The organism is Oligella urethralis DSM 7531 (assembly GCF_000372065.1).
Taxonomy (GTDB): Bacteria; Pseudomonadota; Gammaproteobacteria; order Burkholderiales; family Burkholderiaceae_B; genus Oligella; species Oligella urethralis.
Genome location: NZ_AQVB01000005.1, coordinates 88891 through 112369, shown reverse-complemented (window position 1 = coordinate 112369; position 23479 = coordinate 88891). Strand labels below are relative to the sequence as shown.

17 protein-coding genes, 1 tRNA gene and 1 pseudogene are annotated in these 23479 nt (G+C 45.2%); 11 read left to right on the top strand and 8 right to left on the bottom strand.

From position 1 onward, the window contains the following. The first annotated feature begins 9 nt into the window (after positions 1–9). Positions 10–675: a phosphoribosylanthranilate isomerase gene (locus tag A3GA_RS0104605; RefSeq protein ID WP_026156799.1), complete on the top strand. Its 666-nt coding sequence runs from the start codon at positions 10–12 to the stop codon at positions 673–675. Between the two features lie 68 nt (positions 676–743). After that, positions 744–1755 (top strand): annotated as a pseudogene (locus A3GA_RS11315) (IS5 family transposase). A gap of 259 nt (positions 1756–2014) precedes the next feature. Here A3GA_RS11315 and A3GA_RS0104590 read toward each other — a convergent pair. The 7 genes from A3GA_RS0104590 to A3GA_RS0104555 all read right to left on the bottom strand — a co-directional run bounded on the left by A3GA_RS0104590 (position 2015) and on the right by A3GA_RS0104555 (position 10863). Beyond that, entirely contained in the window at positions 2015–4060 is a 2046-nt protein-coding gene (locus A3GA_RS0104590; protein ID WP_018026216.1) for a TRAP transporter permease, read from the bottom strand. Beyond that, entirely contained in the window at positions 4029–4610 is a 582-nt protein-coding gene (locus tag A3GA_RS0104585; protein ID WP_018026215.1) for a DUF1850 domain-containing protein, read from the bottom strand. Before A3GA_RS0104585 ends, A3GA_RS0104590 begins: the two co-directional genes overlap by 32 nt. A gap of 59 nt (positions 4611–4669) precedes the next feature. Beyond that, positions 4670–5614, bottom strand: a complete 945-nt coding sequence (locus A3GA_RS0104580) for a TAXI family TRAP transporter solute-binding subunit (RefSeq protein ID WP_018026214.1) — start codon at positions 5612–5614, stop codon at positions 4670–4672. Positions 5615–5901: 287 nt separating this feature from the next. Beyond that, a complete protein-coding gene (abc-f, locus tag A3GA_RS0104575) occupies positions 5902–7836 on the bottom strand; it encodes a ribosomal protection-like ABC-F family protein (RefSeq protein WP_018026213.1) in 1935 nt (644 codons plus the stop codon). Between the two features lie 215 nt (positions 7837–8051). Continuing rightward, the gene (gene prmB / locus A3GA_RS0104570; protein ID WP_018026212.1) at positions 8052–8972 is read right to left on the bottom strand and encodes a 50S ribosomal protein L3 N(5)-glutamine methyltransferase; all 921 of its coding nucleotides are present in this window, start codon (positions 8970–8972) and stop codon (positions 8052–8054) included. 519 nt (positions 8973–9491) lie between these two features. Further along, positions 9492–9576: transfer RNA gene (locus A3GA_RS0104560), tRNA-Leu, on the bottom strand. Between the two features lie 162 nt (positions 9577–9738). Beyond that, a complete protein-coding gene (locus A3GA_RS0104555; protein WP_018026211.1) occupies positions 9739–10863 on the bottom strand; it encodes an AI-2E family transporter in 1125 nt (374 codons plus the stop codon). 179 nt (positions 10864–11042) lie between these two features. On the opposite strand from A3GA_RS0104555, the gene A3GA_RS0104550 reads away from it, so the two are divergent. Then, entirely contained in the window at positions 11043–11657 is a 615-nt protein-coding gene (locus tag A3GA_RS0104550) for a transglycosylase SLT domain-containing protein (RefSeq protein ID WP_018026210.1), read from the top strand. Positions 11658–11700: 43 nt separating this feature from the next. Here A3GA_RS0104550 and xth read toward each other — a convergent pair whose 3' ends face one another. Beyond that, on the bottom strand, positions 11701–12483 hold the full coding sequence (gene xth, locus A3GA_RS0104545; RefSeq protein ID WP_018026209.1) for an exodeoxyribonuclease III: 783 nt from the start codon (positions 12481–12483) through the stop codon (positions 11701–11703). 140 nt (positions 12484–12623) lie between these two features. Between xth and A3GA_RS11310 the strand changes: the two genes are divergently transcribed. The 8 genes from A3GA_RS11310 to A3GA_RS0104505 all read left to right on the top strand — a co-directional run bounded on the left by A3GA_RS11310 (position 12624) and on the right by A3GA_RS0104505 (position 23461). Further along, entirely contained in the window at positions 12624–13415 is a 792-nt protein-coding gene (locus tag A3GA_RS11310) for a class I SAM-dependent methyltransferase (RefSeq protein WP_018026208.1), read from the top strand. A gap of 36 nt (positions 13416–13451) precedes the next feature. Further along, complete coding sequence (locus A3GA_RS0104535) at positions 13452–14432, top strand: ABC transporter substrate-binding protein (protein WP_018026207.1); 981 nt, start codon at positions 13452–13454, stop codon at positions 14430–14432. A 118-nt stretch (positions 14433–14550) separates the two neighbouring features. After that, on the top strand, positions 14551–15432 hold the full coding sequence (locus A3GA_RS0104530) for an ABC transporter permease (RefSeq protein WP_018026206.1): 882 nt from the start codon (positions 14551–14553) through the stop codon (positions 15430–15432). A 7-nt stretch (positions 15433–15439) separates the two neighbouring features. After that, a complete protein-coding gene (locus A3GA_RS0104525; protein ID WP_018026205.1) occupies positions 15440–16234 on the top strand; it encodes an ABC transporter ATP-binding protein in 795 nt (264 codons plus the stop codon). 366 nt (positions 16235–16600) lie between these two features. After that, entirely contained in the window at positions 16601–17863 is a 1263-nt protein-coding gene (locus A3GA_RS0104520; RefSeq protein WP_018026204.1) for an efflux RND transporter periplasmic adaptor subunit, read from the top strand. Positions 17864–17874: 11 nt separating this feature from the next. Next, entirely contained in the window at positions 17875–21150 is a 3276-nt protein-coding gene (locus tag A3GA_RS0104515) for a multidrug efflux RND transporter permease subunit (RefSeq protein WP_018026203.1), read from the top strand. A 36-nt stretch (positions 21151–21186) separates the two neighbouring features. Then, a complete protein-coding gene (locus tag A3GA_RS0104510) occupies positions 21187–22593 on the top strand; it encodes an efflux transporter outer membrane subunit (protein ID WP_018026202.1) in 1407 nt (468 codons plus the stop codon). Between the two features lie 109 nt (positions 22594–22702). Beyond that, positions 22703–23461: a pyridoxine 5'-phosphate synthase gene (locus A3GA_RS0104505; protein WP_018026201.1), complete on the top strand. Its 759-nt coding sequence runs from the start codon at positions 22703–22705 to the stop codon at positions 23459–23461. Positions 23462–23479 lie beyond the last annotated feature (18 nt).

The window sequence follows — 23479 nt, the reverse complement described above, 5'->3', positions numbered from 1 at the left end:
AGGCTGCAGATGTCCTATCGCACAAGAATAAAGTTTTGTGGCATGACCCATCCTGATGATATACAGCAGGCGGTGGATCTGGGGGTGGATGCCTTAGGCTTTATTCTTTACCCCAAAAGTAAAAGGGCATTAAGCTTTGAGCAATTAAAGCTTTTAGTTGCCAAGGTGCCGGTGTGGGTAAGTAGCGTTGTGCTATTGGTTAATCCTGAGGTGGATGAAGTGCGGCGGGTGATCACAGAGATTAAACCGGATTATCTGCAATTTCATGGTGATGAAAGTGCCGAATTTTGTGAGCAGTTTAATTACCCTTATCTTCGTGCCATAAGGGTAGGGGCGCCCGGTATTTCTACGCCTGAAGAAATAGCCCACGTAACGGCTCAATATCAACAAGCAAAAGCTTTCATTTTTGATGCTTATAGTCAGGGTTATGGTGGTGCCGGTATTAGTTTTGATGCCGATTTATTAAATGTAGTCAGAGAGCAGCAGGCTAAAGATAAGATTATTATTGCCGGTGGTTTGCATCCCCAAAATATCCGCTCTTTTGTCCAAAAGTATCAACCATTTGCTGTGGATTTATGCAGTGGCGTGGAGAGTTCACCCGGTCACAAAGATCCGGTTAAAATGCAGCGATTTATGTCAGAGCTGGCACTTGGGCAAGCTCGTTTAAGAGTCTGAGACCTTTGCAATAACCCCTCAAACTTCCTAAAATATGGCTTATTTCCTTGCTTTCTTACTTCAGTCCCATGAGTAGTTTCTTTCAACAAACCGCCAAAGCCCGTATTGCCAAACACCTTGATCGTTTTCCGTTACTTAAGTTAGATCAAGTGATTGATTGGCGACCGATTGAANGCTACCTCAATTCACAAAAGCAGCGTCGATTGACGACTCAACAAGGTCGTCCGAGTTATCCCGTGCTCGCCATGTTTAAGGCAGTCCTATTGGGTCAATGGCATAGCCTCTCCGATCCGGAGCTTGAGCATAGTTTGGTGACTCGCATTGATTTTACGATTTTTTGCGGTTTTGATGATATGGACGTTCCCGATCACAGTACCCTATGCCGTTACCGTAATTGGTTGGCTGAGGAGGGTTTATTGGATAAGCTGTTAGTGCTTATCAATCGGCAGCTAAGCGAGAAGGGTCTAAAAGTAGCCAAGGCGGAAACGGCAGTGGTTGATGCGACGATTATTCAAACGGCAGGTCGTAAGAAAATGAAGGCAATTGAGCAGCTTGAGGACGGTGAGTATCATGAGTCTGCACCAAGCACTGATAAGGATGCACGTTGGACAAAAAAGGGGGGCTGACTTCCATATAGGCTTTAAGCTACATGCTCGTTCGGATGGTGAGGGCTATATTGAAAAGCTTAATACCACGCCCGCTAATGTGCATGAGGTTAATCAACTTGAACCGCTCGTCAATGATTTGGAACAGGGCACGAGAGTAGAAGNGGATAAGGGCTATAGCAGCGCAAAGAACCGAAAGCGATTACAAGCGCTCGGCTTAGAAGATGGCATTATGCAAAAGGCGCATCGCGGTTCAGTGTTGACACGTGAGCAGATAGAACGCAACAAGCGTTTATCTAAGACTCGCTATGTGATTGAGCAAAGTTTCGGCACGCTGCACCGTAAATTCAAACATAAGCGGGCANGCTATTTTGGTCTCGTCAAGGTGCATGCGCAGTCGCTTTTGAAAGCGATTTGCATCAATTGTTTAAAAGCTGCCAATAAGCTTAGGATAGTTGCGCCTAATTTTGCCTAAAAGGCAGAATTAGGCAGATAAATGTCTAAAAAACAGGCATTTATCGATAAAAGCGGGGTGAAATTTGTCGAAAATTTCCTAAAAAATCAAAAAATCAAAAAAATTTCCAAGTAGAACAAAAAAGCGCTATTTAACCGTTTTTATGCAAAAGTCTCAGTCTGATCTTAACGCGGTCGTTTTTCTGCATAAAATAACCCCCGGAAAGTTAATTTTCCGGGGGTTATTTTATGTAGAGCGTAGCTAAGTTATTAAATGATTTCTAACTGTTTTTAAGTGCCGGATTAGCCTTGATGCGTACCAGTTGATAAGCAACCAGCATCACAAAGATAATTGCGCCAATAATATCTGTATTACCACCGGGATACATTAAGCAAATACCGGTAACCAAAGAAATAAGTCGCAGGATTGGATTCAATTTAAAAAACCAATAACCGATTAATCCGGCACCGATGGCAATCATTCCCGTAATCGCTGTTATTAACATGATGATCACTTCAACAAAGTTAGTGTCAATTAATAATAGCTGTGGTTGGAAGACGAACATGTACGGAATAATAAATGCCGCAATCGCCAGTTTGGTCGCGTTAACCGCTGTGCGAATAGGAGCACCGCCTGAAACCCCTGTCGAGGCGAATGCTGCCAAAGCCACAGGTGGTGTAATATCTGCGACAATACCGAAATAAAATACAAACATATGCGCCGCTAAAATAGGAACTGCTTCGTTAGCAGGCAATATATGATTAATGGCAACAACGGCAGGTAAGGCAATGGTTGATGTAATGATATAGTTAGCCGTTGTGGGTGAACCCATCCCGATAATTAAAGACGTCACCATCGTAAACATTAGGGTGAGTAAAATTTGCAGCTGCAAATTGCCGGATGCCAGTGCGCCGGCCATATCCAGCAAGCCATTACCCATTTTTAAGCCCAAGCCTGTTTTTGTGACGACACCGACAATGATCCCCGCGCACGCACACGCAGCCGCTACACCCAGTGCTGTACGGGCTCCGGAGGTGAGTGCTTCAATGATTTTCGGAAGAGTAATGCGTGTGTCTTTGAGGAATAAAGAGACAACAATCGCCGAAACAATCCCTAACAATGCCGTTCTTTCAATACTAAAGCCTTTAAAAAGCAGTAGGACAATAATAAGGATCGGGAAAAGTAAATGCAGGCGTTTTAAAACGAACTTCATTTTAGGGATCTGATCGTCAGGAAGTCCAAGTAACCCGGTACGTTTTGCCTCGAGGTGGGTCATGATCCAAATCCCTGAAAAATATAGTATGGCCGGAATAGTGGCTGCCTTAGCAATATCCCAATAGGGAACGCCGGCAAACTCGATCATCAGGAATGCAGCTGCCCCCATAATAGGTGGCATAATTTGTCCACCGGTAGACGCTGCAGCCTCGACTGCACCTGCAAAGTTTTTGTTATACCCAAGCTTTTTCATCATAGGTATGGTGTAGGAACCTGTAGTGACTACGTTAGCGACCGAACTACCTGATATAGTACCTTGTAAGGCGCTCGAGAATACGGCGACTTTTGCTGGTCCACCAACTCGCTTACCTGCAATAGCCACTGCTAAGTCGTTAAAGTAATTTCCTACCCCGGTCTGCACTAAAAATGATCCGAAGAGTAAGAATAAGAAGATGTAGGTAGAGGATACTTGTAACGGGGTGCCTAAAATACCTTCTGTGGTAAAGAACATGGCTTTAACCAATTGGTGCTCTGTTAGACCACGGTGGGCAAACATGCTGGGCATCGATTGACCGAAGTAGGCATATAACAAGAACGCAACTGAAATAATGACAATAGGCAGTCCTACGGCACGGCGGGTGGCTTCGAGTGTCAGCAAAATAGCCAGCGAACCAATCACAAGCTGTGCGCCTGTAATGGTGCCGACGTGTCGAACGAGTGTCTCGTAGTACATTGGCCAATAGCCACAAACCAAAATCGCCAGTAAAATTAAAATTAAATCGTACCAAGGGACGTGATTTTTTGCTGTCCCGCGTTTGGCCGGGAACAAGAAGAAAATGAGCGATAATGCAAAGCCTAAATGCACTGTACGTTGGATGTATGCTGTAAACTGCCCAAAGACGCCAGTGTAAATTTGGAATAATGAGAAGCTGATTAACGCGACAAAGACAATACTTGCCATGATTCCGGTTAGGTGGCGGGTACGTGATTCGACATCAAACTTCTCTAATAACGCTGCATGCTCTTCAGGGGTTAACTCTTTCTCTTCAGCAATGTCAACGTCTCGTGCCTTATCAGGATCAGTGGGTTTGTTTGGATACTTTTGAGTCATGAATTAATGGCTCCTTCCATAAATAATAACGTGGTAAGTTTTTAACCTTGATTTCTAACCAAGCGCCGGGTTTAAAGTATTGATTAAAATATACTTGGTGCGCTTTGTCATTTTTATCGAACCACAAAAGACGATGCTTAGATACTGTTTTGCCGTTTCGGATAATCATAGAAGGCATTATTAAGTTTAGGTTTTTGATGTGGTATTTGCCATTTTCAGTGACAAATAGCGCACCGGGTGGTGCATTTGACGGCATGCCTATGCCAAACTCTTCAAAAATAATGTCTGTTTGTTCAATCTCATTTTGTTCATTGACGCGGTATATTTCAACAACATCTTTATGGTGTATCGAATGAACAAAAATAATACTGAATCGATTGCCCGGTTCAATAGGTAAAAGAGCTTCTATTTTTTGTGTCTTGCGGTCTGAAAAAACTAAGACGAGTTGGTGAGATAATGCTCTTATTATTACTAATGCAGTAAAAATAACAAGTAGGATAATTACTATCCCGATAAAAGTTTGTTTTTTTCTAAAAACGATTTGTTGCATAGTATTTAAAAAAGTCGATAACTAATGTTATCGACTTTTTAATTGGAATAGATGTTTTATTATTTAACTTCTAAACCTTTTTCTTCATAATACTTTTTAGCACCGGGATGTAAGTCGAAACCAACACCATCTAATGCTTTGTTTAAAGAAATTTCTTTTGCTTTAGCATGTGAAATTTTATCTACGTTTTCATAAATTGCTTTAGTGATGTTGTAGACAGCATCTTCAGGAAGATCTTTTTTTACTACTAACATCGCTAACACGGCAACAGTGTTAACGTCGTTGGCTAGACCATAAGTACCTTGTTTGATCGTATTAACACCATAGAAAGGGTACTTATCGATAAGCTTCTTAGCTTCTTCGCCGTCGATAGGTAGTACATTGACTTTTGCAGTGGCTGTTAATTGCTCAACGGCACCGGTTGGTGTACCTGCAGTAATAAAGGCTGCATCAATATTGCCATCTTGAATACCACCCACAGACTCACCGAAATCTAAGTGCTGTGCTCGGATATCATTCATGTTTAGGCCGTAAACCTCAAGAATTTGCTCTGCACTCACATAGGTACCGGAACCCGGCGCACCCACAGAGACCTTTTTACCTTTTAAGTCATTGACTGTTTTAATGCCGGACTTATCCGTTGTAACGATTTGAACGGTTTCCGGGTAAAGAGAGCCAAGAGCTTGGATGCCTTCGACTTTCTTACCTTCAAAGTTATTTACACCATCAATCGCATAAGCTGCTACGTCAGTCTGTGTGAAAGCGATTTCAGCTTCGCCGTTATTTACAGCAATGATGTTATCCGCAGAAGCGTTAGAAGACAAAGCATCGGTTTTGATGCCGGTTTCGTCGCTAATAATCTTAGCGATTGCACCACCTAAGGGATAATAGGTGCCGCCTGTACCACCGGTTAACATACTTAAAAACTTAGGGTTTTCTGCTTGCGCTGTGGCAAATATGGAAGACACGGCTAATGTCGCTGTAAGTAGAAGTTTTTTATACATAAGGGTTTCCTCCAAAAATATAAGTCATGTTAATTTACCAAGCGTTGAGCACTTTGGCTATTATGACTTTCACTAGTTAGTATTTATCAGCTTTTACAACGTTTTTTAGAAAAACGGCTGTCAGCTAAAAATAAAAGGATGAAAGATTGATTTGCTAACCTTTAATCTTAAATACTTTATTCACATGAACGATACCATATTTACTGGGTTTGTAAAACAAAAATTTTCAAATCATCTTGAGTGCGTGTTTTATTAAAGGTGTTTTTATGCAATATGAAGTGTTTTTGTTAGCTTTTATCGATTTGTTCGATTGCTTCAGTGAGTTCGAGCCAGCGTTCTTCCAGTTGGTTTTTCTGCGCTTCCAATTGCCCATGCTCACTTAATTGCGCTATGCGATTGTCTCGATTCTCATCGCTATAGAAGTTTTCATCACTCATAGCCTTTTGCAGTTCTTCAAGTCTTTCTAACGCTTTCTCCAGTTTGCTTTCAATCTGCTTCAGTTCCTGAATCAGCGGCTTTTTGAGAATACCTAAACGTTGTCTTTCTTCAGCTTCTTGGCGTCTTCGGGCTCGGCGGTCGAGAGGTGTAATCTCGTCTGTGGTGGCTAAACGATCTTGTTGCTTGGCAAGGGTTGATTCTTGGCGTTCAGTCGCCTTTTTGTCCGTAAGCCATTGCTGATAATCATCTAAGTCGCCATCAAACTCGCTGATGCTGCCATCGGCGACGATCATCAACTCATCAGTGGTGCTACGGAGTAAGTGCCGATCATGTGATACAAGTAGGATGCTGCCTTCAAATTGGGTTAGTGCCCTTGCTAAGGCTTCACGCATATCAACATCCAAGTGGTTGCTCGGTTCATCGAGTAGTAGGAGGTTGGGCTTTTTCCAAACCAGAAGAGCAAGGGCTAAACGAGCTTTTTCACCACCGGAAAAAGGTTCGACCTTAGCGAGGGCTTGCTCACCAATAAAGCCAAAGCCACCGAGGTAGTCGCGTAAGCTTTGCTCGCGTTCATTGGGAGCAATGCGAATCATATGCAACAGGGGAGTGGCTTGTGGGTCCAGCATGTCCAGTTGCTGCTGAGCAAAATAGGCGATATTAACGCCTTTGGCAGTCTTGATGGTGCCACTTAATGGTTCTAATTCACCCACAAGCGATTTAATAAAAGTAGATTTTCCTGCACCGTTGACCCCTAGCATGCCAATACGAGCTCCCGCTCTAATCATCATGCTGACGTTTTTTAAAATTGGCTGAGTGGGCTCATATCCAAGGTCTATTTTATCAATGATAATTAGCGGATCGGGCATTTGTTCGGGCTGTGGAAGGCTAAAACTAATCCCTGAGCTTAGTTGCAGCGGTGCGAGCTTTTGCATGCGATTAAGAGCCTTTACTCGGCTTTGTGCTTGTTTGGCCTTTGTCGCCTTGGCTTTAAAGCGGTCAATAAAAGACTGCATATGTTGAATCTCTTTTTGCTGCTTTTCATACGCCTGCTCATGCTGAGCCATGCGTTCAGCCTGCTGCTCAATAAAGGACTCATAATTGCCGCGGTAGCGTTGCAATTTATGCTGTTCAAAATGCAAAATAACACGCGCCACATTATTTAAAAACTCGGTATCGTGGGAGATTAGCAGTACCGTGCCCTGATAGGCGGCAAGCCATTGCTCCAACCAAGCCATGGCATCTAAGTCCAAGTGGTTGGTCGGCTCATCCAAGAGTAGTAAATCGGAGGGCTTCATCAACGCACGAGCAATCGACAGTCTGACCTGCCAACCTCCGGAAAACTCACTGACGGCTTTATCCCATGTCTCAGGTGCAAAGCCTAAACCTGCTAACAGCTGTTCTGCACGCGACTCAGCAGACCAATGACCAGCATCGCTTAAGGCGGTTTCTAATTCGGCAATGGCCATACCGTCATCTTCTGACACCTCGGCTCGTGCTTTTTGTAAAGCGCGTAAACGGCTGTCGCCATCAATGACAAAGTCTCTAGCAATTTTTTCCTGACCGTACACGTCCTGACTAACAGCAGCAATTTCCCAGCCTTGTGGGATCGTTAAGGTGCCTGCATCCTGTTCGATATGTCCTTGAATTAAGGCGAACAGGGTGGATTTGCCGGCACCGTTTTTACCGACAATACCGACGCGCTCACCGGGGTTGATAGTGAATTCTGCCTCATCTAATAACAGTTTGGTGCCACGACGAAGGGTTAAGCCTTGGGCTTTGATCATTGCTTTGCAAAGTCCTTTATGATGTTTGAGATGCGAGTGAATTGATGGGTATTTATTTTAGCATCAAAGCAGCAGCCCAAAATCCGCTAGTCAAATTTGCTGTAGTCTGAACTTTTGAAGTGTCCGCTTAAGCGCTTTATTTATCAGAGACTGTGAGTGTAAAAGCAAAAGCCTCGGTCGGTGCCGAGGCTTGAATAAGGTAAGTGTTATCAATACTATTTAGTACTATCGCTTAACTTGAGTAACTCAGTTTTAGTTAACATTAAGATAATACTTGGGTCAAATTCAGTTTCTAAAAAGATAGGCTCTAACTGCGGGAAGGCACGATAAAAATGCTCCATATTAAAGCCGATTTCTAAGACCACAAAGCCATCTTCATTTAAGTATTTAGGGGCTTGCTTGAGGAATTTACGCACCACATCCATGCCATCATCGCCCCCATGCAGTGCCAATACCGGCTCATGTCGATACTCATCCGGTAATCTACGCATGCTTTGTGTTGTCACATAGGGCGGGTTGCAGATAATCACATCGTACTTATGATTACTATCGAGTGATTTAAATAAATCACTTTCAATAATACGCACTCGATCCTCGAGTTTGTACATGTTTACGTTGCGCTGCGCTAATAAAATCGCATATTCGGAAATATCAGCCGCATCGACTGTACTATTAGGGAAAGTCAGTGCTAGTAAGATGGCTAAACAAGCTGAGCCGGTGCACATATCCAGCATGCTCATGGGCTTTTCAACGTCTTCTACCCATGGTGCTAACTCATCTTGTACAATCAGCTCGGCAATCGGGGAACGGGGGACGATCACGCGCTTATCGGTTAAAAAGCGATGTCCTTGCAGCCAAGCTACACCGGTAAGATGCGCTAAGGGCATGCGGGTGGTGACGCGCTGATGAATCAGGTCTAATATTAATTTTTTTTCACTTTCAAGTATGCGCGCATCAATATAGGGCTCCAATTGATCCAGTGGTAAATTCAAGCGCTCTAGCACCAAATAAACCGCTTCATCCCAGGCATTGTCATTACCATGACCGAAGCTTAAGTCTGCTTGATTAAAAGATGATACGGCATAGCGAATTAAGTCACGAATTGTTTTAAGTTCTTTATAGCTTTTGGTGCTCATCGTAAAAAATACCTCTGCAGATAAGGCGCCTAGTCGAATTTAGTACATTTGAAAAAAAGCTATTTTAGCATCAAAGAGCGGAGCCTAGGACTGAAAGGAAGTTTGATTTTTGCAATGCAAAATCACAGCTATCAATCCTGAGTGGCGAATGAATGGAGTGATTAGTGAAAAGCAGGGTGTAATGGTGGCCAATGACTTGGCGCTTTAGTTATGGAGTGATAATTAGTTATGTAGCCCCTATGTCACACTCGTTGTCCGATCATTTTAGGTTTAACCTAATTTGTAGCTGCTAATTAGCTACTTTAATCAAGCCCGTCATTATGCTAGAAGATAAAAAACAGTTACTTTCGCTGAAAGCGAAGCACAGGTTAGAGAAAGCTACTCAGAATGTCGTTTCACAGATGCCGAAATTGGCCGATACTTGAAGTATAAAGCTTGATGATGAAAGAATTTTGGATTGCTCGTTGTAATTTTAAATTACTCACAATCTCTTAAGAGGTGCATGATTCATGCTTTTTGTGGTGCGAGCGGAGAGACTTGAACTCTCACACCTCACGGCGCTGGAACCTAAATCCAGTGCGTCTACCAATTCCGCCACGCTCGCACTTAGTTGAGTAGTTAGTGTGATTTGAGATATCATCACGTATTCGACTAACTAAGCATTAAATTATAGGGGATAAACGCTACCACGTCAAGTGTTTTTCTCGCTTTTGTTATTGTAAGCAATTTGCCCCTACAATTGCTGCAAAAAAGCGACACTAAGAAGCTATTTGCCAGTGGCTTTAGGGCCTTTAAGCTTTTCTAAAGCCTCTGTTTTCTTGAGCCTGAGCATATTAGCATCATGCTCAATCATGGTCTCAGCAAAGAGTTGCCAAGACACAATAAATAAAGCGGTGAGAAGAGGGCCAATCACAAAGCCATTAATCCCAAACACACTTAAACCGCCCAAGGTAGAAATTAAAATCAACCAGTCTGGTAGTTTGGTGGACTTACCTACTAAGATAGGGCGGAGTACATTATCCGTTAAGCCAATCACAAAAAAGCCAAAGAGTAACAGCACTACCCCTTTAAAAATCGCAGCGCTGGCAAGAAAATAGACAGCCACCGGGAACCAGATTAAGGCGCTGCCTACCGCCGGTAAGAGCGATAAGAAAGCCATGATAACGCCCCAAAGAATCGCCCCCTGCACCCCTAAAAAGGCAAAAATAATACCACCCAAGGTCCCCTGTACTATGGCAACCAAGATATTGCCCTTAACCGTGGCTTTAATTACCGTGGTAAAGCGCTCAAATAAGGCATTGCGATATTCGTTGGTTAAAGGGATGGTGTATTTAATTCGATCAACTAATTTTGGCCCATCTCTAAAGAAAAAGAACATGGCATACAGCATCACACCGAGGGCCGCAAAGAACCAAAGCGTGTTCTGCCCAACAGAGACGGCTTGGTTGGCTGCAGTGCGGCTGATGTTGGCAAGTGAGGCCTGTATTTTTGTCTGGATATCAGCTAAATCGGTGATTTCAAAATAACCCAAGGCATTATCTAGCCATGAGGGCATACGCTCAAGAATGGCATTAGAGTAGGTGACGATGTTAAATTTACCGTCGCGCACCAACTCGTAGAAGACATTAATCTCTCTTATCAAGGCGCCAGTAATCAGTAATAAGGGAATCAGTGCCAAAAAAATCCATAAAATGAGCGTGATTAATGCCGCTAAGTTACGGAATCGTGGCATTTTGCGATGAATCCAGGTGTGCAGCGGCCAAAAAATAACGGCAAAAATCACTGCCCAAAAAATTGAGCCGAACCAAGGCATAATAGTGGCAATAAAGCCAATGGTTACCAGAATCAGTAACAAAACAAAAAAGCTGAGATTGGCTTTAGCTGTAGACATCAAATCTCCTCGGATTGCTTGCGTTGAATAGCTTATTATATATGCTATTCATCAATTGCGTGATGGCTGGAATTTAATCACAAAAATGCTGAAAATAGCGATTGCGCAGAGCTGTATTTCAGCCAGTGATGCCGCTTAGCTTGATTGCGCATTACTACTTTAGTCATTGGGATTGCTGTATGTTAAAACAAAGCTTTAAATTTAGAAGTAATAATGTATTACTTAAGTATCTGATGTTGGTGGGTGTCTGTCTACTGCTATCAGCCTGTGCAACGAATAAGACACCGCCCTCGCAACCTGAAAATATCTGTGCCATTTTTAATGAAAAGCCGGATTGGCATCGTGCTGCTATCAAAAGTCATCAAAAGTGGCGTGTGCCACCGCAAATTTTAATGGCGATTGTGTATCAGGAGTCGGGTTATAGGCATGATGCACGACCTCCTAGACGGTGGTTTTTGGGTATTATTCCCGGCACTAGAGCTAGTTCCGCTTATGGCTATCCACAGGCTAAAGATGAGGTGTGGGGCGATTATAAGCGTGAAAATAGTGCCTTTGCTAGCCGCTCTAATATGAGCGACGCCTTGGACTTTATTGGTTGGTATGCTGATAAAGCCCAGCAACTGAATGGCGTTTCTAAATGGGACCCTTATGCGCTTTATCTAAATTATCATGAGGGGTGGGGCGGTTATAGACGTGGCACTTATAAAAATAAAGGCTGGTTATTGCGAGTGGCGCGTATAGTACAAGACAGAAGTGAGCGTTATGGTGCCCAATATGCCCAATGTCGCCCTTAAGCTCAGCTACGTTGAGTCTTAAGGGCTTCAGCGTGGTAACTAGCTATTTAATTAGCTGCCATTGAATATCTGCGACCACTGGGGCGTGATCGGAGGGACGTTCTAAACGACGCGGCTCCTTGTCAATCCAGCAGGCCTTGCAGAGCGCTTTGAGGGCATCGCTAATCAGAATATGATCAATACGTAGACCGGCATTGCGTCTAAAGCCCATCATGCGATAATCCCACCAGGAAAAGCTTTTTTCCTCTTGTTCAAATAGCCTAAAGGCATCATTCAGGCCTAAGTCCATCAGCTTTTGTAAGGCAGCACGCTCTGGTGCTGAAATTAAGATGTCACCTTTGTAGCCATCGTGTACATCCCGATCTTCGGGAGCAATATTAAAGTCGCCGGTAATGAGGAGTTGTTGATAGCTAGCCATTTCCTCCTCGAGGAAGCGGTGCAGTTGCTCAAACCAAGCGAGTTTATACTCATATTTATCGCTACCGACGGCGCTACCATTAGGGCAATAGACATTGATAATACGGATTGGACCCTGCGCCGAATCAAAGGTGGCAGCAATTAAGCGTTGCTGAGTATCTTCATAATAGGGGTTGTTGCGCACAACATCATGGCCTTTATGGCGACTGATAATCGCTACCCCGTTATAGGTTTTTTGACCTGACCAACAGGCCTGATAGCCTATCTCCTCAAAAGCGGCTAAGTCAAAGAACTCATTATCCTGTTTTAATTCCTGTAAACACAAGATATCGATAGGGTTTGCTTTTAACCAGTCAATAACTTGGGGTAGACGTATTTTTAAAGAATTGACATTCCAAGTGGCAATCATCGTTTTTTTAACTTAAATTCAAAGACTCTCTATATTAACAATCAAGGCAGCAATTTTGCTATTTGTCGTCATAACAGCGCAAATTACTCCCAAACTTCACTAAGATAGAGTTATTTTTAATCGATTTTTAGGGGTAATTAATGCGCACTAAGCATGCTCCCGATCCTGAATTTGATGTACCCATGATGGTTGAACAAGGTGATGTGCTGTATTTGCATTTTGACAGTCCTTGGGCGCAAGGGGCGATGTCGTTGTCAGATCCGAACTCATTGGTGTTTTTATATACGCAGCAAATGTGCGCTTGGCTGCTGTTTGAAGCGGCCGATAGTGAGTCAGCGATTGCTTTGTTGGGCTTGGGGGCGGGGAGTCATTTTCGCTTTTTACAAAAGCATACGAACTCACCCGTGTTGGCGGTGGAGTGGAATGAACTGGTGATTATGTGTGTGGAGGACCATTTTCACGTGGCAACAGATGAACGCTGTCAGATCGTGGAGGCGAATGCAGAAAAGTGGGTGCATGAGACCTCAGTGCAGGGGCAATATCGTTTTTTAATGGTGGATCTCTATGATTACACAGCCGAGGGACCAGTTTGTAGCTCCAAAAAGTTTTATAAGGGTTGCGCCAATATCTTAGGGAAAGACGGGATTGCGAGTTTTAATCTTTTTGGGCATCATCCAAGTTTCCCTAAGAATTTGGCTAATATTCGTGCTGCCTTTGATGGGCGTGTGATGATGTTTCCCGAAACGGTGGATGGTAATCGCGTGGTGCTAGCCTTTAAGGGGGCGAACAGGGTCTATCGTCGTGAGGAGCTAGCGCTGAGGGCACAACATATGCAGCTGATTTACGGTTTGCCGGGTGCGGAGTTTTTAGATAGTTTGTTACAAGAGCCTGCAAATCATTTTGTGATTCGCGATAATAAAATTATTATTTAGTATTTCTTGAATATTCTCATAAAAGGAGAGGCATTAATGAGTCGTTTTAATAAAAAGCACCTAGGTCTGGTATTAGGTCTTAGTTTAGGTTTGGGATTAGCTGCACCCACAGCAGTGATGGCCAAGGATAAGTTCGTTGCCATTACCTCCATCGTTGAGCATCCGGCCCTAGATGCGTTTAAGGACGGTGTGGTCGAGGGCTTAGGTGCTGAGGGCTTTAAAGAGGGCGATAATCTCCGTGTTAAGTTCCAGACTGCTCAGGGTAATACCGGCACAGCGGCTCAAATTGCTCGTCAATACGTAGGTGAAAACCCAGACGTGATTGTGGCGATTGGCACACCTTCTGCGCAGGCGGTAGTGGCAGCTACCAAGAGCATTCCAGTCGTGTTCGGTGCGATCACGGATCCGATTGCGGCCCAGTTGGTTAAGGAGCGCGGACCCTCCGGCACCAATGTGACTGGTATGTCGGATGAATTACCGTTGGAGTCTTCGATTGAGTTGATCAAAAAGGCCCTGCCTGAGGCTAAACGCGTAGGTATGGTGTATAACCCTGGTGAGGTTAACTCTAAAATTGTGGTTGATCGCTTAAAGGAATTGATGCCTCAGCATGGCCTGAGCTTGGTTGAAGCTTCCGCCCCACGTACGGTAGATGTTGGCTCAGCAGCGCGTAGCTTAGTATCCAAGGCAGATCTGATTTTCTCCACCACGGATAATAACGTGATAGCCACTTATGAATCCTTGACCAAGGTTTCTTTAGATTCAAAAATACCGTTAATTGCATCGGATACCGATAGCGTACCGCGCGGTGCGATTGCAGCTTTAGGTCTGAATTATAAGCAGTTGGGTGTACAAACTGGTCATATGGTGGCGCGTATCTTAAATGGTGAAAAGCCAGGTGATATCAGTTGGGAAACCTCAAATGAGCTTGCGATTCATTTAAATAAAAAAATGGCTGATCAAATCGGCGTTAAGTTGAGTGATGAATTACTAAAATCTGCTGAGAAAGTGATCGAGTAATTTACAATTGGTTATAATTTATGCGCTAAGTGAATCAATATTGTCTCGATGGCAGTCATTGATTACTTAGCGCTTATTTTTATATGACTTCGGAATTGCCTGATTAGGTTTTTTAGCCATGTCCTTATTAGCTTCATTAGGCGCTTTAGAGCTAGGTTTAATTTATAGCCTTGTTGCTCTGGGCGTTTTTATTTCGTTCAGAATTCTGCGTTTCCCTGATTTAACGGTTGATGGTACCTTTGCTACGGGTGGTGCGGTTGCTGCCTTGATGATTAGTCAAGGCTATGAGCCTTTTATGGTGTCGCTTTGTGCGGCCTTGGCGGGTGCCGTGGCCGGTTCCATTACCGGTTGGTTAAATACCAAGTTGGGCATTATGGATTTGCTCGCCAGTATTTTGATGATGACGGCACTTTATTCGATTAATTTGCGCATTATGGGTGGACCGAATATTCCATTGATTTTTGATGAGACTGTGTTTACTAGCACCGTGCCAGCCGCAATCAGTGATTATCTATGGCGTCCTATTTTGTTGACCTTGATTTTAATTAGCGTTTTGTTATTCTTAAATCTATATTTCTCCACTCGTTCTGGTTTGGCCATGCGGGCTACGGGTGCTAATTTGCGGATGGCGCGTTCACAGGGCGTTGCAACTGACCGCTCCATTATCGGCGGTATGGCGTTGTCTAATGCCATGGTTGCGTTGGCGGGTGCCTTATTTGCACAATCCCAGGGTGGGTCGGATATTTCAATGGGTATCGGTACCATCGTGATTGGTTTAGCGGCGGTTATTTTAGGTCAGAGCGTGATTCACGCGCGTCGTTTTTTGTTTGTGTTGCTATCGGTGATTTTTGGTGCGATTGTTTATCGATTCTTTATCGCCTTTGCCCTAAATAGTGATGTCATCGGCTTAAAAGCGCAAGACTTGAATTTAGTGACGGCCTTGTTAGTTACCATTGCGTTGATTTTGCCTAAACTTAAAAAACTATTGCTCAAAAAGTGAGTGCGTGATGCTTGATATTAAAAATATTCATATTACGTTTAATCCAAACACGCCAATTGAAACTAAAGCCTTACGCGGTGCCTCGCTTGCGATTGCCGAGGGTGAATTTGTCTCGGTGATCGGTTCAAATGGTGCAGGTAAAAGTACCTTATTAAATGCAGTGGCTGGTGAGCTGCGGGTGGATAAAGGGCAAATCTTAGTTAATCAAAAGGATGTGACTCGTTTGCCCGTATGGGACCGGGCCAAGCAGGTGGCACGAGTGTTTCAGGATCCGATGGCGGGTACCTGTGAGGATTTGACGATTGAGGAGAATTTGGCGCTAGCCTACAGCCGAGGTCAAAAACGGGGCTTAAGAGCGGCCATTAAGCCAGCAATGCGTGAGTTTTTCCAAGAGCGCTTGGCCATTTTAGGATTAGGACTGGAGCATCGTTTAAGTGATCGTATCGGTTTATTGTCTGGCGGACAGCGTCAGGCCATTAGTTTATTAATGGCGACCTTGCAGCCTAGTCGGATTTTGTTATTGGATGAGCATACCGCTGCCCTCGATCCGCGTACGGCCGCTTTTATTCTGGGCTTGACCGAGAAGATTGTCGAAGAGCAGGGGCTAACCACGATGATGGTAACCCATAGTATGAAGCAGGCCTTGGAGCATGGTGATCGTACGGTGATGTTGCATCAGGGTAAAGTTGTGTTGGATGTGAGTGGTGAAAAGCGCGCCCAAATGAATGTGAGCGACTTATTGGAAATGTTTGAAAAGGTGCGAGGTGAGGTGGTCGAAGACGATGCCTTGTTACTCGATTAAGCGAGTAAGTTCGTTTATGTCAATTGGCCTAAAGTGATTGCGTGCTTTAGGGCTTTTGTTTTATTTATGGTTGAGAATGATATTCGATAAGCTTAAAAAATACAAAAATGATTGCCTAGGCAATTAGATTTGCGATATAATGTTTTTTTGCTTTTTTACATGAGTAATTCGGTGTCGAAGCACATAATTCTCATAAAATAGTTGTAACTGTGGTGAGTGCGTGGTTGTTAGGAGCTAATCAATGATTAGCTTCGGCGCTCCGAATACACCCCATCTCATTGTTTAATTATTCTTTCCAGACTGCTACTCGGTGAGCTATTGGCTAGCGCCGAGTTGAGAGCATATAGATAAGTAAATAGGTCATTCATGAAGATAAATCAAGCTGCCACACGTGGCCTTATGGTGGCATTAAGCTACACTGCATTTTTGACGTTGAGCGCCTGCTCAGAGGATGCTTCAGAGCAGCAAGCACCGCCGCCCATGGCTGTTAGTGTGGTTGAGGCTAAAACTGAATCTACTAAGGTTTATACTACCTTGCCGGCTCGAGTCAATGCACTGAAAGATGCGCAGATTTTGGCACGTGTTACCGGTAATATTGAATCCATTGAGTTTGAACAGGGTGGCCGCGTGAGTGCGGGGCAACTGCTATTTAAGATCGATCCTAAACCTTATCAGGCGGCTTATAATCAAGCAGCGGCGAGCTTAAAGCAGGCGCAAGCGACGGCCCGTAGTGCGAATGCCTTAGCCAAGCGTTACCGCGGTTTAGTAAACTCATCAGCCATTAGCCGCCAGGAATATGATGATGCGATGGCTAAAGCCGGTCTGGCTAATGCTTCTGTTGAGCAGGCTCAGGCAGCCTTAAATAATGCAGAAATTAAACTCGGCTATACCAAGGTTGAATCACCAATCGATGGTATTGTAGGCCCCGCATTGGTGACGGAAGGGGCATTGGTCAGTGAGAGCAGCGGCAGTCCATTAGCTATCGTACAGCAGCTTGATAAGGTGTATGTCGATTTTAATCAGACCGTTAATGAGCTGAGCCAATTACGTCGCGATCTAAGTGAGGGTAAGCTCAAAACCCTAGGCGACGGGGTGGCTGAAGTTGAGTTGGTGATGGATGACGGCAGCCTCTATCCAAACAAGGGTCAGCTCTTATTTACCGGCGTGCAGGTCAATCCCGGCACGGGTCAGGTTCAGTTGCGCGCCACCTTTCCAAACCCTGATCATTACCTTTTACCAGGGATGTATTTGCAAGTGCGTTTAGCGCGGGCTTCGGTAGATGATGCGATTTTTGTCCCTAATCAAGCCATTCAGCGTACCTCTGAAGGCGGTAGTAAAGTGATGTTGGTTGATGAGGAAAATGTGGTACGTGACAGCCCAGTGGTATTAGGTCAGGAGTTTGGCGGGCGTACCCTAGTATTAAGCGGTGTCAAGGTCGGTGATAAGGTAATTACGGAAGGCTTTACTAAGATCCGTACTGGTCAAACGGTAAGACCACAGCTTAAAGGCGCTGCCCAACAAGCTCAACAAGAGCAGCAGGCTCAACCGGCTGAAACAGCGGCAAGTCAGGCCCCTGCCGAGCAGTCTGAACAGGGTGCCGATACTGAAGCGGCTGCAGTAGCGCAGTAGGAGCTTGATTAATGTCTAATTTCTTTATTCATCGCCCGATTTTTGCCTGGGTGCTGGCTATTCTTATCTCCTTTGCTGGTTTGCTGGCGATCCCAAATATGTCGGTGGAGCAGTATCCTGATGTGGCACCGCCCGCCATTACCATTAGTGCAACCTATCCTGGCGCTTCTGCCGAGGAGGTGTCACGTTCGGTGGTCAGTTTGATTGAAGATGAGCTCAATGGTGCCGATGGGCTACTGTATTATTCTTCAACCGCTGATGCGAGTGGTCGTGCCAGTATTGTCGTCACCTTCGAGCCAGGGACCGATCAGGATTTAGCGCAGGTGGACGTACAAAACCGCGTTTCTAATATTCAATCCTCCTTGCCGCAAGCCGTGTTGGAGCAGGGAGTACGCTACTCTAAGGGCTTAACCAGTTTCTTGATGATTGTATCAATGTATTCGGATAATCCGGATATTGATGCGGCAAGTGTGGCTGACTACATCACTCGTAACGTTAAAAACAGTATTTCCCGTTTGGATGGGGTGGGTAATTTTCAGCTTTTCTCCGCACCGCGGGCAATGCGTATCTGGGTCGATCCTGAGAAGTTGAGTGGCTATGGTTTAACCATGACGGATGTAACGGCCGCCTTGCGCTCACAAAATATCCCCGTCGCAGCAGGTATTTTAGGTGGTCCACCGACTGATGCTGACTTGATGACAACAGCCATTACCTCAGTTAATGGTGAATTGACGAATATCGACGAATTTAAAAACGTAGTTTTACGTGCCAATGCTGATGGCTCATTAGTCAGAGTTCAGGACGTGGCTCGGGTTGAAGTCGGTTTAAGCTCCTATAGCTTTAATGGTAAATTGGACGGTAGACCAGTTGCTACCTTTGCCATCAATCTGGCGGCCGGTGCCAATGCCTTGGAAACTGCTGCATTGGTGCGCGCAGAGATGGAGTCACTGTCACAGTATTTCCCAGATGGTATCAGCTATGCCATTCCTTATGATACGGCGCCCTATGTTAAGGAATCCATTCTGAAGGTAGTGCATACCTTGCTTGAAGCGGTGGTGTTGGTATTTGTTGTGATGTTTTTGTTTTTACAAAATGTCCGTTATACCGTGATTCCTGCGCTAGTCGTGCCTATTGCCTTATTGGGTACGCTCGCGATCCTCTGGATGGTCGGTATGTCGGTTAATACCATGACCATGTTCGCAATGGTACTTTCCATTGGTATTCTGGTGGATGATGCCATTGTGGTAGTGGAAAACGTGGAGCGGATCATGATGGAAGAGCGGATTCCGCCGCTCCAAGCCACCATTAAAGCCATGCCACAAATTGGTGGAGCGATTGTCGGTATTACGCTGGTGTTGGTGACCGTGTTCTTCCCATTGGCCTTTATGAGCGGCTCCTCGGGTGTGATTTACCGCCAGTTTGCTGTGGCTATGGCGGTGTCTATTGCGTTCTCAGGCTTTTTTGCCTTGACCTTTACGCCGGCACTTTGCGCCACTTTCCTGAAACCGGTTACCGTTGGTGCGCATGAGCGTCGCGGTTTCTTTGGTTGGTTTAACCGTAATTTCGATCGCATGACTGAGGGTTATACCTCGTGGGTTGCCAAGCTAGTTAAACGTGGTGGTCGGATGATGTTTATTTATCTGGCTTTAACCATCGGTGCCTTATGGTTTTTTGTGCGGATGCCAGGCTCCTTTATGCCGGATGAGGATCAAGGGGTGGTTATTACGAACGTGGAGTTAGCTTCGGGTTCGACGGCAGAGCGTACAGAAGCGGTGCTTGACCAGGCGCGTGCATTTTTTGAAAAAGAAGAGGCGGTGGAGCACGTGGTATCCATTCGTGGTTTTAGTTTTAATGGTACAGGGATTAATGCCGGTATTATCTTTACTCCGCTTAAGGACTTTAAGGATCGTACCGCAACAGCGCAGGAAATTGCTGGTCGCGCCACCGGTGCCTTATTATTCGGGGTGCCTGATGCCACGATGTTTAGTGTGATGCCGCCACCGATTCCTTCTTTAGGTAATGCCTCAGGTTTTGATATGTATTTACAAGACCGTGGGACCTTAGGTGTTAATGAGCTACGCGCTCAGGCCGATCAATTAGTTGCTTTGGCTTCACAGAACCCTAAACTTAATAGTGTGCGTATTGCTAGCCTAGGTGCTGGTCCATCCTTGGAGATTAAGATTGATCGCGCTAAAGCAATGACTTATGGGGTTAGCTTCCCGGATTTGGCGCAAGTACTCTCCTCTTCGCTCGGTGGTGCCTATTTAGGTAAGTTCCCAAATATGGGTCGGATGCAGGATATTTGGGTACAGGCAGATAATCCTTATCGCCGTTCACCGGATGATTTATTACGTCTAAAAGTGCGTAATGCCACAGGTGATTTAGTGGAATTATCCAACTTTATTGAGGTGCGCTGGAGCCTGGCACAAAGCTTAGTACAACGCTATAACAGCTATTTTGCGGTTAATATCAGTGGTTCCGCAGCGCCTGGTGTGGCGAATGGTGAGGCCATGGCAGAGATGGAGCGTCTGATTAGGGATAATCTTTCGGCCGATATCGGTTTTGAATGGACTGGTTTATCGTATCAAGAGATTGAGGCGGGTAACCAAGGCTCGATTTTGATGATACTGTCGCTGTTCGTGGTATTCTTGGTGCTGGCTGCGCTTTATGAGAGTTGGAGTATCCCACTATCGGCGGTGATGATTGTGCCCTTAGGTTTGTTGGGCTCGGTTGCGTTTGCGTATCTCTTTAACCTGTCCAATGATATTTACTTCCAAGTTGGGGTAGTGACGGTGATTGGTTTAGCAACGAAAAACGCCATTCTAATTGTTGAGTTTGCTAAGGATGCCGTGGCTACGGGTCAACCGTTATTTGAGTCAACAGTGCGTGCCGCTCGTCTACGTTTGCGACCGATTTTGATGACCTCATTTGCCTTTATTTTAGGTGTGACCCCATTAATGATCGCAACAGGTGCCGGTGCTGCAGGTCAAAGAACCTTAGGTACTGGGGTTGTGGGTGGTATGATTGCTGCGACTGTGTTCTCGATTTTCATGGTACCGATTTTCTTCTCGGTGGTCTTGAAGATCTTTAAAACTAAACCTAAGCTTTTAGGTGCGCAAGTGGTTGAGCAGCAAAGCGAGATGCAGAGTCGCGAGGAAAAAGATTTTATTTACTCCGAGGCCTATCCTGAGTTAGATCCTTATCGTGTCGGATCCGACGATACTAATCATTCAAAGAGTGATGGTGCTAAGCCTGGTGATGACACGAATCAAACGCGTGAGGAATAGTTTGTGAAAAAATTATCAATACTCAGTGTCAGTCTGATGTTGGCAGCTTGCTCATTGAATCCTAAGTATGAGCAACCGCAGGCACCCGTTCCATCAGCGTATCCTGGCGCCTCGGCGGCGCTGCCGGCTGGTATGCTTAGTGGTGCCGATCTGGGCTGGCAAGAAGTCATCCGTGAGCCTCGTTTGCGGGCATTGATTGAATTGGCGCTGGCAAATAATCGTGATATGTTGATTGCGATTCAACGGGTTGAGGAGGCGCGTGCGCTGTATGGTGTTCAGCGTAGTGACTTGCTGCCGCACATTGGTGCAACCGCTCAAGAAAGCGCGCAGCGTCTGCCCCCAGATATGCGTATGCCTGGACAGGATAGTATTAGTCGTAGCTATAGCGCGGGTTTGGGAATCACCGCCTTTGAGCTGGATTTTTGGGGTAGAAAGCGTAGTTTAAGTGAGTCGGCCTTTGAGCAGTATTTAGCGACTGATGAGGCGAGAAAAAATGTGCAGTTGAGTCTGATTTCTCAAGTTGCCTCTACCTATTTTACTTGGCGCACTGCGCAAAGTCAGCAGGATCTAGCGCGTCGTACCATTGATGCCTATCAAGCGAGTTATGATTTGGTGAATCGTCGCTTTAAGGCAGGGGTGGCTTCTGGTTTAGAAAGAAATCAGGCGCTCACTACCTTGCAAGCTGCCAAAGCTGCCCTAGCCGCTGCTAATCGTCAGGTGCAAGTGGCGTCAAATGCCCTCGATCTCTTGATTGGACAGCCGCAGCCAGCTGGCCTACCGGCAGCGGTGCCTTTTGCTGCGGATAATTTAATTGCTGAGATTCCGGCAGGCGTGTCTTCCACTCTCTTAATAAGACGTCCTGATATTATTGCCGCCGAGCATCACCTAAAAGCAGCGAATGCTCAAATTGGTGCAGCACGGGCAGCGTTTTTTCCTAGCATTTCCTTAACCGGTTTATTAGGCACCATTAGTCCGCAGCTAAGTGGGCTGTTTGATCGCCAAACTGAGACTTGGTCATTTAATCCGAGTATTAATTTACCCATTTTCACCGCTGGCGCATTACGCAATAATTTAAACTTAGCCGAGGTGCGCAAAGAAATTGCCATTCTCAATTATGAAAAAGCCATTCAAAACGCCTTTCGTGAGGTCTCTGATGCACTAGCAGGTGAAGCCACTTATAAAGAGCAGTTGGATGCCTTGCGAGAGCAGCAAGCGGCAGCTTATCAGAGTCTGAATTTATCTGAGCAACGCTACCAAGCCGGTGTGGATAGCTTTTTACAGGTGCAACAAGCGCAAATTACGCTATTTAATACGCAACAGAACTTTTTACAGCTTGGTTTGGCTTCATTGATGAATCGTTTAGAGCTATATAAGGCCTTGGGTGGTGGTTGGACTGCTACTACGGTTACTAGCTTAGCAGTGCCGACGGCTGAGGCTGAGTAAAAGCCGGCGCATTAAAAAAAGTGCGTTTTTAATGTCTAAAATAACTGGCTAAATCCAAGCATGTGTTTGGATTTAGCCTTTGAGTGGTTATAACTATTGTGGAGTCTTCATGGATTTAGGTGTTAATATTGATCACGTTGCGACACTTCGTCAACAGCGCAATGTCGCTTATCCCGATCCGATTCGAGCAGCCTTATTAGCCGAAGAGGCTGGCGCCGATGCCATTACGCTGCATTTGCGCTTTGACCGTCGTCATATTCAAGATGCGGATTTATATAAAATGCGTCCATTACTGCGTACGCGCATGAATTTAGAATGTGCTATTACCGATGAGATGTTGGATATTGCGCTTGACGTAAGGCCGCATGATGTGTGCTTAGTGCCTGAACGAGCAGAGGAGTTAACCACTGAGGGTGGCTTGGATGTGGTGACTCGTTTTGATGAGGTAAAGCATGCGGTTGCACGCCTACAGGATGCCGGTATTCGTGTGTCACTCTTTATCGATCCAGAGGAGCGCCAAATTGAAGCGGCGGCCCGTACTGGTGCGACTGTGATTGAAATTCATACCGGCAATTATTCACAAGCCACGGAAATTCCTGCCGAGAGTGCGCAGGCGGCGGCTAAGGATGAGATCGTTGCCAAGGAATTAGAGCGTGTACGTCTGGGAATGGTAGCAGGTCTGGGCTTGGGTCTTAAGGTAAATGCCGGTCATGGCTTACACTATAGCAATGTGCAGAATATCGTTGCCTTGGGTGGTTTTAATGAATTAAATATTGGTCACGCCATTGTTGCTCAAGCCATTTTTGATGGGTGGGAAAAGGCCGTGCGCGATATGAAGGCGTTACTTAGAAGCACGGCCTGTGTTTAATTTGATAGGGAGATTAAG